The following is a 17,338-nucleotide window of genomic DNA, read 5'->3' as shown; positions in this document are numbered from 1 at the left end:
TTTATCGGTCAACCGGTCGCCATGATGAATAGCTAAATGACTGTCGTATAGCAGCGTTGACAGTGTTGCACAAACATGATAGTCTAACGTCGATTCAGACGTGCGAGATCTACCTTATGCAACCATTATTGCTTGCACTGCACCGTTTGTTATGCAACGATGTGGCTTGCTATCGTTCGACAATACGGCTGACATATGCATTGAAAATGACAAGCGCTGTAAAGGTTGCTATACCAACTATACCCCCTCAAGTACTAATTATTCAATTTTAAATTATATTTTTTATAAATTTGCGATCCGTTTGGCACATGTGATCCATATAAGGGTGAACAATATGCATTTTGATGTAGAGAAGAGTTATACCGTATTCATTCGTGATGTTCATCTGGCAATTGCTGGCTATATCAAGCAGCAGCTTGCTCCCTTCAATCTCGCGCCGGAACAAACGTTTGTTATGATGCTACTCTGGCAAAAGGACGGATTGACCCAGAACGAGATCGGCGAACGCCTCGGCAAAGACAAAACGAATATTACGCGAATGATCTCCAATCTGGAAAACAAAGGCTTTATTCGCAAAATCACCTGCACCGATGATCGCCGCCGCTTCAAAATCTATCTAACGGCAGACGGCACACGGCTGGAACAGGATGTATGCAGCATTATGAAGGAAACCGGACAACATCTGATGGAAGGCATCTCCGAAGATGAACGTGACACGTTGCGCCGACTGCTCGGCAAGATCAAACAAAATGCCCGTGAAGGCGAATTGGCAGAAGTCGCCAAGGAAACGGCGGACTATACGATTTGAATAGATCAGCATCAGCCTGTAATGGCGACGCTGATCTTTTTTGTATTTATAGAGGTATGAGTCTTATGTTCGATGGATATACACTTGTATTCGATAGATATACAGCTGTATATCCGCTGATTTCTCCGTGACGTTTTCACCAGTAAACATCTGTTATTCCATGCCCTGCTGCTGAATTAAGCGGATCGGTCCATTGGAATTGAGCGCGATCATCTGCTCGGTCATCTCTTCCGGTGTATACGGCATACCTTCACGCAGCCACCAGTGAATCACACCTACATAGGCAGAGCTAATGTAGCTGGCAATTACATCCTTATGCACGGGCAGCTGCGCATCATCCAGCGCAGCAAATCGTTCCTCGTAAAAGCGTGCGATATACTGCTTCATATATTGAACAAAGTTAAACATCGCTCGCTGCTCAAACATAACCTCGAAAAAGCGCTTGTACCGGATAATATAGGTAAAGATGCGTCCGGCGATATAACGCTGTAATTCGTCAATGGATTGGTGAAAGGTACTTGCATCCCGCGCTTCACCGAATAGCTCGCCTAACAGCTCGTCCGTGACCGCGAACAACAGATGATCTTTGGATTCGTAATGCAGGTAAAAGGTTTTGCGATTGACAGTGGCACGCGCCGTAATATCTTGAATGGTGATTTTGTCATATGGCTGCTGCTCCATCAGGTGGATCAGCGCATCACGCAGCAGTGCGCGCGTACGTAGAATACGCGGATCGACGCGCTCGGTAGAGGTCGTCTGCTGGATCGTCTGTGGAATGGTATTGGTCAGCTGCGGGTTGGGCGATGGTGTTTTGTCCGGCATGGGTAAGAGTCTCCTTTGCAAATAGGATTGAGATTTCATGTGGAAGATGTAAACGATGCGTCCTCGTGACCAAGGGAAACGTGAGGAATGAACTATCCTATTGAAATAGGAACAACCGTCTCATTGTATTTATAATGATAAGTAGATTGAAAAATAGCGTTTAAACGTTTATAATCTGTGGTATAGAAATGAAAATGACTCCGCCGCTGGAACGGCAGAGTCATGAGACAACAGGCGTGCGACAACCACGGCGCGCAAATGATTTCAAAATCACGTTGCAAAAAACTACCGAAGGTTCTCAACCTTTATTCGGTGGTTTTTTTTTGCTTGTTTTGGTCTTGTCGCTTGCGACGTGCGATACGATACAGCTTGCGCCCGCTCAGCACAATGCTGAGCGAAGCGGCTACTGCTTTGAGCACATACACAAACTCCATCCAAACCAATACGATCATGGCATCACCTCCTTACCGAAGGCTACACCGTGATCGTCCCACCGAATGCTTGCTGTCCTGCTGACATCATATCAAAAAATAACTTTAAAAAGTCATTATTATGAACAAATCTATACTAAATGACTCTATCATGGACAGATCTGTATGACACACAACTTCTTAATATGAATTCCACATTAAATCTCTTATCGATGGATTGGATACCATTATTCACTCTATGACCACTATAAACCGCCTATCTCTACATCTAAACAACAAATGTGGCATAAACCCCATCGTTTTATATTCTGGTTATTGTCACTATGTATATACTGACTTATAATGCGATATATTGCACCAGATTATTCAAACAAAATAAAATTGTGCACAATGATTAAAAGATGGGTAATACTACTCTATATCTATTTCGCACATCTGTTCAGCGTTTCCTAACTAAACCAAATGAATGTTCAAGGAGAGAATAACTAATATGGACTCTATTCCACAACTCGTCGCGCAACAGCGCACATTTTTTCATACAGGTACTACCAAATCGACAGCGTATCGTCTGGATGCTCTGCGCAAGCTGAAATCCGGTATTGAGCAATATCATCAACGCATTCTGGATGCCCTACATGCTGATCTGAACAAATCGGAAGCAGAAGCGTACGGTTCGGAGATTCGCATCGTAATGGGTGAACTGGACTTTGCACTGGAACATCTGGAAAGCTGGGCAGCTCCACGTCAGGTGCCTACTTCTTCTGCGTTGCCAGATGCAGTCAGCACAATTTATCCAGAGCCATATGGCGTGACACTGGTCATTGCTCCATGGAACTATCCGTTCCAGCTTGCTTTTGGTCCGCTGATCGGTGCGATGGCAGCAGGCAATACGTCCATCCTGAAGCCGTCTGAGCTGACACCAACCGTTTCCCACGTCATCTATGAACTGCTGACCGGATTGTTCCCGGCTGAATATATTCATGTTGTGGAAGGCGAAGTCGAAGCAAGTACTGCCCTTTTAAAAGAAAAATTCGACTATATCTTCTTCACTGGCAGCACAGGTGTTGGTCGCGTCGTGATGCGTGCGGCGGCTGAGCATCTGACTCCGGTAACGTTGGAGCTGGGTGGCAAAAGCCCAAGCATCGTGCATCAGGATGCTGATCTGAAGCTCGCTGCACAACGTCTCGTACGCGGTAAATTCCTGAACGCTGGTCAAACTTGCGTCGCACCAGACTACCTGCTTGTACACAGCAGTGTAAAAGAGCAACTGGTGGAACTGATCTCCGCTGAGATTGCTGACAAATTCACTGACGATGTACTGCACAACCCGAATTTCCCACATATCGTCAATGCACGCAACTTTGACCGTCTTACCGGGCTGATGCAGGATCAGCAAGTGCTAGTTGGCGGACGTTCTGTGCGCGATCAACTGCTGATCGAGCCAACTCTGCTGGACAATGTAAGCTGGGATGCGCCGGTTATGCAGGAAGAGATTTTCGGACCGATTTTGCCAGTTATCGCATATGACGATCTGAATCCATTGCTGGATGAAATCGTGAATCGTCCAAAACCGCTGGCACTGTATCTGTTTACACAGGATGAGCAACTGGAAGAACAAGTGCTGAATACCGTCTCCTTCGGCGGCGGCTGTATTAACGAAACGTTGTCCCACATGACTTCGCACTATCTGCCATTCGGCGGTGTTGGCGAAAGCGGCATGGGTTCATACCACGGACAACAAAGCTTCGACGTATTCTCCCATCATAAAAGTGTAATGAAACGCAACGCGTAATTTGTAGTTCGTAACTCATCATTCGTCATTTATCATTCGTGAACAGCGCTTATGCAATGCTCACTGGATGAAGCATAGATATTCTACAAAAAGACAGCAGCAGACTAGAATAGGTCTGTTGCTGTTTTTATTATGTGTTTTGTTTTGTTTTATTTTGTTTTATTTTTTGTTTTGTTTTCGAGGTTGCCTGTATTGTTCGTTTGTATTGGTATTGCATATTATACTTCCACTCTTCATATCGTACTCTCGCTCTTCATTTTGTACTTTCACTCTTATTGTATAAGTGCGCGATTGCAATTGGACATGCACATGATTTCGCCCCTTCACCTCAAACTGTATATTTACAAAATATAGTACGACTAAACCTACAAATGCTAATAAAATGTGGCATACACCGCAACTGACCCGGTATTGTTTATTGCATTCCACTTGTAAAAACATTAGAATTATATGTATAAATTTATATATAGATATTACAAACAGACCTTTTGAGTTTGGCTATTATGTTTTGTTATTGCATGCAGTGAATTACGATTCTATCCAAAGAGGTGCATATCATGTCTACACATACGCAAGCTACACAAGATACCGCATTGCTCAAACAACAAATTCAACACGCCGTAAACAATCGGGCAGATCATACAGAGTTCGATATGCATGCCGCGCTAGAAGATGTATTGAACGGCATCGGATTATCGTCCGCAGACAGCGGCGGGCAGATTAGCTTTACCGGTAAAGACCCTATCGTTCCGAGTGTACTCCGACTCGCCAGTTCGGCAGGCATCGGCATGGTTGCGAAGTCGGTTGCTGCTGCGAATCTGTGGCGACTGCGCGGTGGGAAAGGTCAGGACATTTCGCTCGATTTGCGTAAAATTCTGCATCGGCTCTCTCCTTTCTACGACCGCAAATGGGAAAAACTGAACGGCTATTCGCCCACCAGCCCATCCGATCCAAGCCCATCGTTCAAATTCCGCTTTTACCAGACAAAAGATAAACGCTGGGTGATGCCGTTAGAGCCATATCCAAAGCTAAAAATCAACACATTGAAGCTACTCGATTGCGCGGATACGCCGGAAGCAGTAGCTAATGCTATTTCCCAATGGAACGCTCGCGATCTGGAAGAAGCAGGTGCCAAAGCTGGTGTCGTTATGCCGATGGCACGTACTGTGGACGAATTTCTGAACGAGCCTGCGTTTGAATCGGTCGCTTCGCTACCGTTAGTACAAATTGAGAAAATTGGCGATAGCGCACCAGAACCGTTACCGCAGGGCGGCTCCGCACCATTGGACGGTATTCGCGCACTCGGTATGGGACATGTTATTGCTGGTGCGGGTGTCGGTCGTGCGCTTGCTCTGCATGGCGCGGATGTACTAAACATTTGGCGTCCGTCCGATTGGGAAGTCGATACGACGTATTATACCGCCAATGTAGGCATGCGCTCCGCGATGCTGGAGCTAGATGATGAGCCAGCGCATGAGCGCATGATGGATCTGCTGCGTGATGCGGATATTTTCTTCGCCAATCGTCGTCCGTCATATCTGGAACGGTTCGGATTGAGTGCAGAGCAGAGTGCCGCGTTACGTCCGGGTATTATTCACGTATCGGTATCATTGAACGGTGAGAATGGTGCATGGGCAGATCGGATCGGTTTTGACCAGACGGCTGGTACATTGACTGGTGTCATGTCGCTTGAAGGCACACCGGAGCAGCCACAATTGCCGCCAATTCTAGTAGTGAATGATTATATTATTTCGTGGCTTGCTGCTGCCGGAGCGATGGCGGCACTGGCACGTCGTGCAGAGGAAGGCGGCAGTTATCGCGTGCATATTTCGCTCAGCCGAGTATCGCTGTGGTTAATGTCGCTAGGATTGTTTGAGAAAGAATTTGCCCATGAGACTGCGGGATCGGATGACGAACATCTGTATCTTGATCCAGAGCTATTTACGGCAGATACCGTGTGTGGGCATTATCAAGGAGTGACCGATCAGGTGCACATGTCGGAGACACCGGGTGAGTATACAACGGTGCTGGTGCCAAGGGCATCGGGGGAAGCACGTTGGATTGGAAAATGAATGGATGCGGAGAGGTGCAACATGCGCTGCGGAAAGGGATTGGGAAACGGACTCAGGTGGAGTTACGAGAATCTTTGGTATTAGGATAAAATGAAGATTCTCGCAACTCCAAAATCGTCCTTTTCCCCAATTTCCTTTCCTCCGCTCCGTGCAACTCGCATCTTAAACATGCATCTTAGACATGATACAAACCTATTGCTTCAGGAAGCATTTTTGTTACAATCTATATCGTTAATCTACATTACGAAGCCTTTTTTATGTACTTGAAGATTGTAATATAACGGATCAAAGGTACGGCTGGCAGGGATTGCTGGCTGTGCCTTTTTATTTGGAATCGAACTGGTTCCACTATACCCTTTAAGGGTAAAAAGCGTTAGCATCTACATATTGTTACAGGAGGAACTTACATGCTGATTGAAGCTATTTATCATCGTCCGAAAATGAACTGGGGTTATCCATATGATGGGGAGACGATTCATTTGCGTCTGCGGACGAAAAAGCAGGATGTGAAGCAGGCATGGGCGCTTGCGGGTGACAAGTATATGTGGGAGAAGTCCAAAGAGCTAGTGCCGATGACATTTCTCGCCACGGATACGCTGTTCGATTATTGGGAATGTGAAGTGAAGCCTCCGTTTCGACGGTTGAAATATGGGTTTAAGCTGTCCAATGATGAGGAAACGATCTGGATGGATGAGGATAAATTCGGTAGCGACGAGCCGCAGATGGATCGATTATTCGATATTCCATTTATCAACCCGGTCGATGTATTCACAACGCCAGATTGGGTAAAGGATGCAGTCTTTTATCAGATTTTCCCGGAGCGATTTGCGAATGGCGATTCGTCTAATGACCCGGAAGGCACGTTGCCATGGGGCGGCAAGCCGGAGTGGTACAATTTCTTTGGCGGCGATCTGCAAGGCATTATCGACCACCTGGATCATCTGACTGAGTTGGGTATTAACGCGATTTACCTGTGTCCGATTTTTAAAGCGACGACGAATCATAAATACGATACAGAAGATTATATGCAGATTGATCCAAGCTTTGGCGATGAAGAAACGCTGAAAAAGTTAATTCACACCTGCCACAGCAAAGGCATTCGTGTCATGTTTGATGCAGTATTCAACCATTCCGGCAAAACGTTCGCTCCCTTCGTCGACGTACAGGAAAAAGGCGAGCATTCCAAGTATAAAGATTGGTTCCATGTGCGCAAATTCCCGCTGGCGGTCGAGGATGGAATTCCGACCTACGACACATTCGACTTTGAGCCGCTCATGCCGAAGCTGAATACGGAGAACCCAGAAGTAAAAGAATATCTGCTTGGCGTAGCGCGTTACTGGGCAGAGGAATACGGTATCGACGGCTGGCGTCTGGATGTAGCGGATGAGGTAGATCACCAATTCTGGCGCGAATTCCGGCAAACGGTAAAGGCGATCAACCCGGACATTTACATTCTCGGCGAAATCTGGCACGAGTCCAGTCCATGGCTGCAAGGCGACCAGTTTGATTCCGTCATGAACTATCCATTTAAAAATGCCGTGACCGATTTCTTCATTAAAGACACAACAGATGCGCTCACGTTCTCACATGCAATCGGGATGCAGATGGCACGTTACCAGCGTCAGGTGACCGAAGTTGCCTTTAACTTGCTGGATAGCCACGATACGCCGCGTGCACTGACACTGGCAGAAGGCAACAAAGATCGACTCAAGCTAGCTTCACTGTTCCAGATGACCTTTACCGGTACGCCGTGCATTTATTATGGTGACGAGATCGGGATGGAAGGCGACGGCGATCCAGATTGCCGCCGCTGTATGGTATGGGACAAGGAAGAACAGGATCTTGAGCTGTTCGCCTACTACCAGCGCATTATCGGGCTGCGCAAGCAATATACAGCGCTGCGTCAGGGACATTTCCGCTTCTTGCACTCACGTAAAGGTAGTAATGAGCTGGTGTATGAGCGTACAGATGAGCACGATACCTTTGTCATCGCTATGAACAGTTCTAGTGAGCCGATTGAGATCGATATCGATATTGATGCCGATCATTGGGAAGATATGCTGGAAGGACAGGAAGTGCAGCTAGACGGTGGCAAGCTGCAATGCAAATTGCCAGCTTACGGCTATAAAGTACTGCGCTGTCTGGAAAAAGACAAGCATCCACACGGTGACGAGTAAGGCTGTATAGGCAGACGATAGACGAACAAAGATAGCAGGATTCCTTCATACTCGGGAATCCTGCTTTTATATGAATTGGGATGATTTCTGTATTATTACTTCCTATCTAGTGCATGTAGGGCATAGATGTACATAACATTCAGGTGCATATAATCATATGTATATAATAGGTGTGCTTTTACGCTTAACGTATTGGTGGTTGCGGGTAAATGTGATATAGTGAGACTTTGTTTTATGAACGTGTATTACATGTATATTGGGCGTATATAGTCAATCATTGTGTCAGTGTCATCTTTGTTTTTTACTATATTCTCGCGTTGGGCAGTCGCAGACGTTGAGACTATTTTGTTGTCTATATATAGTATTCCATCTTGCAGGAGGTTCCCCTATCATGTCCAATTCTTCCGTGAATCAGTCCATGCTCGCCGCCTGGCTCAGCCTGATCAGCAATGTGGCACTGACCCTGCTCAAGCTCATTGTCGGTGTGCTGTTTAACAGTCAGGTACTCATCGCCGACGGTATTCATAATGCCGGTGACGTGATCGCGTCTGCGACAGCGCTTGGTTCGATGCGCATCTCGGCAATCCCGCCAGATGAAGATCACCCATATGGACATGGCAAAGCCGAGGTGCTTGGTGCCAGTATGGTCGCGGTAATTCTGCTGCTGGCGGCGCTGTATATCGGGTATCATTCGGTCATGCTGCTGTTTGAAGCGCCATCGCAGCCGCATGTGATTGCCCTGCTGGCAGCCGCCGTTTCGTTAGTCTGGAAACTGTTGCTGTACATCTACACGATGCGGATCGGACGCGAAGCCAACAGTAAGGGCTTGATCGCTACTGCGCAGGATCATCTGGCAGATGTATACGCCTCTGGTGCGGCTTTTCTAGGGATTGGGCTAGGCTTGATCGGAGAATATTACGGCTATGGGCTGCTTGCCTATGGCGATCCGCTGGCAGGAATTGTCGTTGCTTTGCTCATTCTCAAGCTCGCCTATTCTACCGGTCGTGAATCGATCGATATTTTAATGGAAAAAGCAGTACATCCTGAGAAAATTGAAGCGTACACTGCTGTCTTGACGGCAATGCCAGAGGTCAAACGAATTGACCGGATTCGCGCGCGTGAGCATGGGCATTATATTGTAGTCGATGTGCGCATCGGCGTGGATGCTTCGCTAACGATTCAGCAGGGGCACGACATTTCACGATTGATGAAAAAGAATATTATGCACTCGGACGCGCAGGTGACGGAAGTGCTGGTGCATTTGAATCCGTGGTATGCGGATGAACAGCAAGAAGCAGCGATGGTCATCTCATCTGATGCGAGAGAACGTTAATCAACAGATACAGCCCTTTGATTCCGCAGCATCCCGTTTTCGAGGATGTGTGCAGATCAGAGGGCTGTTGTAGTTGTGAATCAACAAGATGATCTTTAGGGTATCGTACGACTCTAGTTCATACTGGAACCAATAGCAACAAACAAGAAGACAAAGCGATATATGGTCCAAACGGAATACTAGCTGCGGCTGTACGGCGACGAATGACAATAAACAATAGCGTTCCACCTAATGCTAATACCGAAGCGATAAACAAATTAGATAAAATACCACTCCAACCAAAGACAAATCCTAGCAAAGCATACAATTTGATATCACCACCGCCAATGTTGCCACGTGACGCTATTCCAAGTATAAGCATGATGATGAAACCACCTGCCATTCCCAACAACGAATCTACAATCCCGCCTGGTAAAGGATACAGCAGTCGCAAAGCCATAATTGGCAATAGGCAGATCAATAACGTTTGATTCAAAATTAACATCGCCAGCCAATCGGTCAACAAAATCCAGAACAACAATCCTGCTACAATTCCATGCAACGGAAAATAACCTGGATTGATCATATACAGCAGAGGCAACAGCGATGCCATACCGATTGAAGCTACCCATACTGCCGCAGCTTGTTGTCGATACTCTCGCCCACGCAGCGACCAGATTGCAAGCTTGTGAATAAGATAACCATAGACGATACCGACAATAGCCAATACAACAAGCAGCATAGATGCTCCTCCTTTTCAGATTTGAACATACACTGTTCAACAAATACTTTTAACAATAATAGAACATAAAGGTACCGAAAAATTCGCAACCTACAAATTGCGGAAATCTTTAATAATTTCGGTATTGAATTTGTATTGCATATATTCACGCAAATAAGCAGCCATTTGATGTACACCTTCTTCGCCAGACGGAAGGCTAATCGGTTTGCCCTGACCATCCTGTTGAAAAGTAGATTGTGACTCACGAAGCTTTTGAACATTCTTATCTATTGTCATTGCATTTAGAAAATTAAATAATTCGCGGCGAAGCTGTTGATCTGTTGTATTGCTCAACTGTCCTTCTAATACTTCAATATGTTGTCTTACCCGTTCCAAATGAGGTAAGATTTCGATTTGTGCCTGACCTTGACGATACATCGTCATATAATGCTGGAGATTATAATGAATCATTTGCTCCACATCTGCATCTCTCAAGATTCCTTCATCAAGCACTTTTCGCTCTAGACCCTGTATTTTCTTAAATATAGTTTGAAGCTCAGGAATGGATTGAATAGTTAAATCAATTGCATTCATGATAATAGAGATATCTTCACTTTGTGATTGCATTTGAAACGAAGCATTTTGTTGAGCCTGCTGCAAAAGTCGTTTCCCTTTTTCTACTTCTTCAATAGGTCTATTAATGTTGGAAATAAGTTCGCTACTACTTTCGATCACGATGCGATTGAATTGGAAAACAGATTGTGCAGCATTCCGTAAACGAACTGGATCTTGATCTGTTTCCGATAAGATCACCAGACCACTCAACTTATTAAATCGGGTATAGCCTACATAATAGTATAGATGTGTATCTTTTTCGTAGGCGTACGTAAATACATGTTCTTTTTCTAACCACTTTTTGTATTCATCGATTTGAGATTGAATATTGGATGTTACCGTTAAGGTCATTGTGCATGACTCCTTTACCCTTGGGATTCAATACATGGTATTACTTTCTCTTACCCAAACCAGGAAGTAACGGATTTCCAAGTATTTTTAGCAGCATTTTTGACATTATCCACTACATTGCTTACTGCCTTTTTCGTTTCATTCCAGCCATGCTTAATATCTGCTGCAATTTGCTTACGGTTTACCCAGGCTTTGGTCAATGTGCCCGCTGTCCATAATACAGCCCCAGCTACAAATACTCCCGCCGCTACCGGAGCACCTACCCCAGAAGCTGCTAAAAGTACAGAGCTGCTCATCAGCATATCTCCACTGCTCTGCCCCAAACTTCCCCAAGCGAGTGCACTTTCAGTACCATTTTTGGCTTGTGTAATATCCTTAATATTATTAACTGTATCTACCGTTGAAAATCCGAGACTGACTGCCGATGTCACCACATTAAACTTGGATATCGGAGATGTAGCAAAATGAGTCGCTTGTAATGCGGAACGGGCACCATCTGTTAACTGAGTCGTTCCTTGCAGACCTGAACGAGCAGCATTCACAGCATTGGTATAGGAGTACAAATTGCGTATATTATCGATAGCTTCTTTACCATTCGAGATCATATCCACCGAATCGCCCGCTGTTTGAACGATGACGCTGCTTCCGTCTAAGGTTTTGATTGTACTCCACATCAATTGTGTCCCTAGTCCAGTATGTGAACCTGAACCTCCATTGGGTCCCAGTTCATTCAGTAATTCTCGGGGTGTGGTAATATTATTATCCACCATATAATCCAGTGTTCCTGACAACACATCCTGATTCAAATATTTATACCAATCATATGCACTAGGCGGCGTAAATTCAGAAGGTTGGACTTCGTCATCCGCCCCATTTTCTCCATTGCTTTCACTATCATTACTGTTGTTACTTCCACTATCAGAATCAGCACTATTACTATTGTTAGTGTTCGATGAATCGGGGTTGTTTGTGTCACTGCCATTGGAGTTATTATTGGATGAAGAATTGGGAGCATTGTTATTTTGCCCTGGAGTATTGGTTCCATTGTTAGAACCGTTATTACTTCCATTTTGCGATGATTCGTTCCCATTATTACTGGATGAATCTGAACCATTACTATTACTGTTCCCCTGTGAACCGTTATTTGAGCCAGAGCCGTTACTACCTCCTCCCCCAATTCCATCACCCGGAGTGATCGGCGTACCTGGTTGAATCGGTGTGCCCGGCGAGATAGGAGTGCCTGGTTGAATCATTTCTCCCGGAATAATCGGTGTGCCTGGCGTAATGGATGTACCCGGTTTGATAGACGTTCCTGGCTGGACTGGATTGCCCGGCTGAATAGCTGTGCCTGGTTGGATCGGATCGCCAGGTTGGATGGCATTTGCAGATATAACAGGGCTAAATTGTAATAACAGCAGCAACAACACAACTGTGCTTGCCCATACTCTGCGGTACTTGCTCCACCATTTCATGCGCTGCTTACCTCCCGGTATGATCTGCATCACTATGTATGCAGAAAAGGAATATATTGCTTATTATGTGGATGAAAATATTGAACATGTAATTCATTTACAGCCAGGTTTTTCTCTTCCAGTCCATAACATGCATGGTAATGATAATAACGACCAGAGGAAACAAGACTGTGTTAAGTACCATTTGTGTAAACAGAATGATTAGATAATTGGTCGTTACGTAAGACATGCCATAAAGTACGCCAAATTCCAGAATCAGTTCAGCTAGAGATACCAGTACCAATAATAAGAAAATACGTACAAAATGCTTTTTCCCCAAACGCAAAGCAGTTTTCCATGAACGACGCATTGGCTGATCGCGCAAAATGGAAATGTATGGTGTCAAAAACAGCAAGATCATAATGATTAGTCCTGGAATAATAAATACAGCAAAACCAGCCACAACAAGCGCACAATATACCATAGCAAATAGATATGCTGAAAAGCCGCGCTGCGTAAATGCAAAATAGGTAGAACGTAGCGGATGTTCACTGCCTTCCTGCTCATAACGCGTAAATACAATAAACGGGATCTGAGCAATCATAAGAAACAACAACACTAGCATTCCATTCGTAAAGTCACCGACAACGCCCCCGTCTAGAAACGATGTGACTGCATATACATAATTGGTCATTAGCGCATGCACGATCAGAATCGGAAAAACAATCGTAAACGAAAGTAGTAAAATCGATAGAAACCGTTCGCGATACAATCGAAATCCGTCGGCGACCAAATTCATGATAGTTCCTCCTTTTCATGTTGATATTTGATATGAATCTGTTGATTTCATTTGCCAAGAAGACTATTAGGGTAATATCGGTGGTGAGTCGATGTTACCTGTCGATTGTCCATAACCAAGTTGCTCAATAAAGCTTAATTTCGGTCCGTAACCGGTATAATCTACATCTTTTTCCATACCGGGGATGTAGCGCGAATATACACGTGCCTGGTAATGGGTATACGCTTTGACTGCAACGCGATCGTCCTTGAACAGTGTGATTTCGGATTTGTTCGCTAAGCCTCCATTGGCACTAATCACACGCCGAGCTTCATCTTTAATTTCACTCTCTCTGCTGCGGATAGCACGGTTAATCTCTTCACGGAGTCGAGACTCGGAAGCAATATTACTATTCAATACTTCATCATATGCTGCAATTGTTGCTTCTGCTCCTTTTCTCCCTTTTGCTATCCATTGCTGTCTGGCTTTGTCAATTTGTTCGGCAATCGATTTCTGCTCTTCTGCACTATCTTCATCTCCGCTTGACTGGTCTCCATCTTCTTCTTTTTTCCACTCATCGTATTTGTCTACGCCATCCGCTACCGCTTGAAGTACCACATCAGTCGCTGCAAAGCTAGCTTGTTCAGCGCTTACCGATGACTGCTCCTGTTTGCCAAAAGCATTGATTACGTTAACCGACAATACCAGTACAATACCGGCAACGAAAATAAACCACAGCAGGTAAATCGAGGCATTCCCCTGCTCATCTTCTTTCATTTGCTGCATCAAATGTCTCAATTGATCAGCCTTCCAGAAGCCGTCTGATCTAACTCGATGCTTGCGCTACTGCGCCATTGTTTGGGAACCAATACCAGACTGTGCCTCGATTCCAGTCTGACCTGAAAATTAGTCCCACTATCATTGATGCTCAAGCTTTCATATTGTAGATTGGCAGCATTACCAAGAATGGAGCGTGCCATACTATCGGCTTCCTGTCGATTACCAGTCAAACTATATACTTTGGCAGCTTCACTTGCTGCTGAGCGTGCAGTCATAATTGCATAACCGGAAGCCACTACCTGCCAGAGCAGCAGAAATAGAAGAAAGTAGTACGGAAGCGTGCCGAGAAATTCTAAGCTGACTGCTCCTTTTTCATTACGTAGATGGGGCATTCCCCATTTGTTCCCGGACATGAGTCTACACTTCCTTTGCTGTCATATGCAGGCTGTCTGACGATAGCCTGTTCTTTGCTTGCACATTATGGAGTACTACTATTCACATCCTGCGGTCCCTGTTCGTACGTTTCGTCAATATCCTGATTGACGTCATTCACTTTCTGATCTAACTGCTTGCGGATATCGGCAACCGTATCCATTCGAATCTGTGTTAGCACATTGACGTATTCGGTTCGTTTATTAACTAGATAGGTATATTGCTCTGATGTAATAGTGCCATCGTCGCGCAGGTGATCCAATGTTGCGCTAATATTACGACGTAGATCGTCGTCATGGTTACGCCATTTGGCATCATACGCATTGACATCCAAATTTCTCCAACCCTGATAATTGGAACTGGCAACTTGAGATTGTCGTTTCCAGCTATCCCACTGTTTGGCGATTTGCTGTAATTTATTGAATTCCGCCATCAGTTCATCTTCGGAATTCACATCGCTGTATAATCCATCGCTCTGCTTGGCAATTTGCTTCAACTGCTGCTGCCCTTTATTATCTACATCAAATCCGATGACATTCAAAATCGGCTGCACATCCGAGTTGGCTACTTCTTTCGCTGTAGCTACCGGATCACCATCGCAGGTGTTGATCCCATCACTGACCAGATAAATGACATTCGTGTTCTGATCTGCTGGATAGTTAGCCAGATCCTGCTGTGCTTCAGTAAGTGCCAAAGTAAGCGGTGTCCAACCAGATGGCTGGAAGCTATCCAATGCAGTATTTAATTTAGCTGCATCGTATTCGCTAAACGGATACACCTGATCTGTCACTTTACATGATTCCATCTTGTCCTTGAAGTTGCTCGTTCCTTGGTTACCGTATACACGAAGACTGACTTTGGTGCCTGCTGGCAATTGGGAAGCAAATTTTTGAATCGATTGCTTGGCAATGTCCATTTTTGTTTTACTACCGATTTTGCCAGACATACTTCCACTAGCATCCAGTACGATTTCGACGTTGAAATTTTGTTTAAACTCACGCGCGGGTGCATTGCCGCCTGCATTGAATTCTACTTTTTTGTAATCTGCGAGCTGTAAAGGCTTCTCATGAGCAGGCATGTACATCGCGACCAGCTGATCAAACGACTGATCCAACACTACATCGGTAGCTTGTTGATTAAGCGTCGGTATCTGTTCTTTCACATGGGAAACGATCTCATCCTGTCGATCTGCAAACGTTACATCGGCATAAGGACCTGCCGGATACTCTGCCAGCTCATCAAAAGTCTTGGGCAGTACGCTTGCCGTTGTCGTCTCTTCTGCTGATAATGAGGAGTCCGTGGCAACCGGCGCTGTAGTGGCAGATGGTGAAGCCGCTTTCGATTGCTCTGTAGTATTGCCGGTACAGGCTGACAACAAAGCAACAAACAAAAGGGCGGGTATGATGTAATGTATCTTCTTGTTCATAGGCACTCCTTTCCGCCATATAGCCTATCCCAATCGGAAGGCATACTGACCCCTAAAGAGGCTGAAAATCCAAATGTTCTCAGCCTCTGATAGGATGCTGGTTATCATATTGCTTCATCACAAATCTTAGCCGCCAAACTGTTCGGAGATACTAGTGAAAATTTTGTTGACCAGGTCTTGAATTTGACTCTGTCCACCGCTTAATGCTGTCGATACAAAACCAAGTACCATAATCAGCAGTGCTGCCAGACCTAGCCATTCCAGCGACTGTGCACCTTTTTCATTGCTAAGTACGTTGGATGCCTTAACCGCCAGTGTTGTTGTCCATTCGTTGAGCTTGTTCATTATAAATTCCTCCTCGTGTGTAAGTGAAATATATGAAAAACGTCAGATGACGTTATTTCCGCTATGGATCGTGCCTCATCTTCCTCATTTAAAGAGATCAAATACATTGTTGTCACCAGTGAACATGTTCAAAATCATGAGTCCACCAATCAGCAACATTGCGGACGGCATCACGATAAAAGTTGTAATCATCGTGATTTTTGGTGACGCTTTGGCTGCCACTTCCTTGATCTTTTCCTTGCGTATTTTGCGCATATCTTCCGCCTGCATTTTAAAAGTGGTCGAGATCGGTACACCTAGACGTTCGCCTTGCATCAGAGCACGGATAACCGTCGTAAACGCCATATTATCATTACGCTTGAGCAAATTCTCATAAGCTGCTGTGCGCGGAATACCCAGATCGGTTTCTTGCAAAAATCTTGTGAATTCTTCCCGCAACGGTCCTTCAAAATAGCGTACAATTTCGCGCATCGCCTGATCCAATGCGATCCCGGCTTCCAGCGTAACGCTCATCGTATCCAGAAAATCGGGTAAACTATATGCCAGTTCGTCCTGCCTTTTCTTTGCTAAACCTTTGAGCCAAAAGATAGTAAGAAAATAGCCTGCTAGTGGAAGTAAAATAAGTGTCAACTGTGAAAATGGAAACCGAAGAACAAAGAAGAAAGCTCCTGCCAATGCACCGAGGATCAGGGCAAATATCTTGAGTCCCTGAAACCGTTCCACATTCAGCTCATACGGATGACCCGCCTGCACTAGCCATTTCTCCACATCCTGCGATTCACTGAAAAAGTTGATCCGGTGTCCAATGCCGGAAAAGTCATCGGCATAATGGAACATCCGATTTAGCAGTCTCGTCTTCACATTCTGCTTTTTCTCTACTTTTAAAAAAGGTGATCCTGTGGCAACTTCACCTAGATGAGATTTCAATTGCTGTCTGTTCTCCGCATACTTGCGGTATTCCAACAGAAATAGTCCAAAAAACAATAATCCAACGAACACACAGACAAAAATGAAGAAGATCATAC

The 17,338-nt window shown here is 45.1% G+C and carries 16 protein-coding genes; 5 read left to right on the top strand and 11 right to left on the bottom strand.

The window, feature by feature from the left end; all coding sequences use genetic code 11:
* Positions 1 to 334: 334 nt before the first annotated feature.
* Entirely contained in the window at positions 335 to 808 is a 474-nt protein-coding gene (locus ACE3MZ_RS01900) for a MarR family winged helix-turn-helix transcriptional regulator (RefSeq protein ID WP_411344871.1), read from the top strand.
* A 153-nt stretch (positions 809 to 961) separates the two neighbouring features.
* Here ACE3MZ_RS01900 and ACE3MZ_RS01895 read toward each other — a convergent pair whose 3' ends face one another.
* Positions 962 to 1,630: a TetR/AcrR family transcriptional regulator gene (locus ACE3MZ_RS01895; RefSeq protein WP_411344870.1), complete on the bottom strand. Its 669-nt coding sequence runs from the start codon at positions 1,628 to 1,630 to the stop codon at positions 962 to 964.
* A 305-nt stretch (positions 1,631 to 1,935) separates the two neighbouring features.
* Positions 1,936 to 2,082: a hypothetical protein gene (locus tag ACE3MZ_RS01890; protein WP_411344869.1), complete on the bottom strand. Its 147-nt coding sequence runs from the start codon at positions 2,080 to 2,082 to the stop codon at positions 1,936 to 1,938.
* A gap of 469 nt (positions 2,083 to 2,551) precedes the next feature.
* On the opposite strand from ACE3MZ_RS01890, the gene ACE3MZ_RS01885 reads away from it, so the two are divergent.
* The 4 genes from ACE3MZ_RS01885 to ACE3MZ_RS01870 all read left to right on the top strand — a co-directional run bounded on the left by ACE3MZ_RS01885 (position 2,552) and on the right by ACE3MZ_RS01870 (position 9,435).
* Entirely contained in the window at positions 2,552 to 3,853 is a 1,302-nt protein-coding gene (locus tag ACE3MZ_RS01885; protein WP_411344868.1) for an aldehyde dehydrogenase, read from the top strand.
* Positions 3,854 to 4,410: 557 nt separating this feature from the next.
* Positions 4,411 to 5,925, top strand: coding sequence for a CoA transferase (locus ACE3MZ_RS01880; protein WP_411344867.1), 1,515 nt, complete (start codon positions 4,411 to 4,413; stop codon positions 5,923 to 5,925).
* A 407-nt stretch (positions 5,926 to 6,332) separates the two neighbouring features.
* The gene (locus ACE3MZ_RS01875; protein WP_411344866.1) at positions 6,333 to 8,102 is read left to right on the top strand and encodes an alpha-glycosidase; all 1,770 of its coding nucleotides are present in this window, start codon (positions 6,333 to 6,335) and stop codon (positions 8,100 to 8,102) included.
* A 391-nt stretch (positions 8,103 to 8,493) separates the two neighbouring features.
* Positions 8,494 to 9,435, top strand: coding sequence for a cation diffusion facilitator family transporter (locus ACE3MZ_RS01870; RefSeq protein WP_411344865.1), 942 nt, complete (start codon positions 8,494 to 8,496; stop codon positions 9,433 to 9,435).
* A 118-nt stretch (positions 9,436 to 9,553) separates the two neighbouring features.
* Here ACE3MZ_RS01870 and ACE3MZ_RS01865 read toward each other — a convergent pair whose 3' ends face one another.
* From ACE3MZ_RS01865 to ACE3MZ_RS01825, 9 genes are all read right to left on the bottom strand, one after another.
* Complete coding sequence (locus tag ACE3MZ_RS01865; protein WP_411344864.1) at positions 9,554 to 10,156, bottom strand: prepilin peptidase; 603 nt, start codon at positions 10,154 to 10,156, stop codon at positions 9,554 to 9,556.
* A 90-nt stretch (positions 10,157 to 10,246) separates the two neighbouring features.
* Positions 10,247 to 11,101 (bottom strand): hypothetical protein, encoded by an 855-nt coding sequence (locus ACE3MZ_RS01860; RefSeq protein WP_411344863.1) that lies wholly within the window; start codon positions 11,099 to 11,101, stop codon positions 10,247 to 10,249.
* Positions 11,102 to 11,151: 50 nt separating this feature from the next.
* Entirely contained in the window at positions 11,152 to 12,573 is a 1,422-nt protein-coding gene (locus ACE3MZ_RS01855) for a hypothetical protein (RefSeq protein ID WP_411344862.1), read from the bottom strand.
* A 97-nt stretch (positions 12,574 to 12,670) separates the two neighbouring features.
* Complete coding sequence (locus ACE3MZ_RS01850; protein ID WP_411344861.1) at positions 12,671 to 13,351, bottom strand: hypothetical protein; 681 nt, start codon at positions 13,349 to 13,351, stop codon at positions 12,671 to 12,673.
* A 66-nt stretch (positions 13,352 to 13,417) separates the two neighbouring features.
* The gene (locus ACE3MZ_RS01845; RefSeq protein WP_411344860.1) at positions 13,418 to 14,128 is read right to left on the bottom strand and encodes a hypothetical protein; all 711 of its coding nucleotides are present in this window, start codon (positions 14,126 to 14,128) and stop codon (positions 13,418 to 13,420) included.
* Positions 14,125 to 14,523, bottom strand: a complete 399-nt coding sequence (locus tag ACE3MZ_RS01840) for a pilus assembly protein (RefSeq protein WP_411344859.1) — start codon at positions 14,521 to 14,523, stop codon at positions 14,125 to 14,127. The genes ACE3MZ_RS01845 and ACE3MZ_RS01840 overlap by 4 nt, the downstream gene beginning before the upstream one ends.
* A 65-nt stretch (positions 14,524 to 14,588) precedes the next feature.
* Positions 14,589 to 15,968, bottom strand: a complete 1,380-nt coding sequence (locus ACE3MZ_RS01835) for a vWA domain-containing protein (protein WP_411344858.1) — start codon at positions 15,966 to 15,968, stop codon at positions 14,589 to 14,591.
* Positions 15,969 to 16,094: 126 nt separating this feature from the next.
* Positions 16,095 to 16,313, bottom strand: coding sequence for a hypothetical protein (locus ACE3MZ_RS01830; RefSeq protein WP_411344857.1), 219 nt, complete (start codon positions 16,311 to 16,313; stop codon positions 16,095 to 16,097).
* Between the two features lie 84 nt (positions 16,314 to 16,397).
* Entirely contained in the window at positions 16,398 to 17,336 is a 939-nt protein-coding gene (locus ACE3MZ_RS01825) for a type II secretion system F family protein (RefSeq protein WP_411344856.1), read from the bottom strand.
* Positions 17,337 to 17,338 lie beyond the last annotated feature (2 nt).

The sequence above is a fragment of the Paenibacillus sp. WLX1005 genome (assembly GCF_046603685.1).
GTDB lineage: Bacteria > Bacillota > Bacilli > Paenibacillales > Paenibacillaceae > Saccharibacillus.
This window is presented reverse-complemented; position numbering and strand designations above follow the sequence as displayed.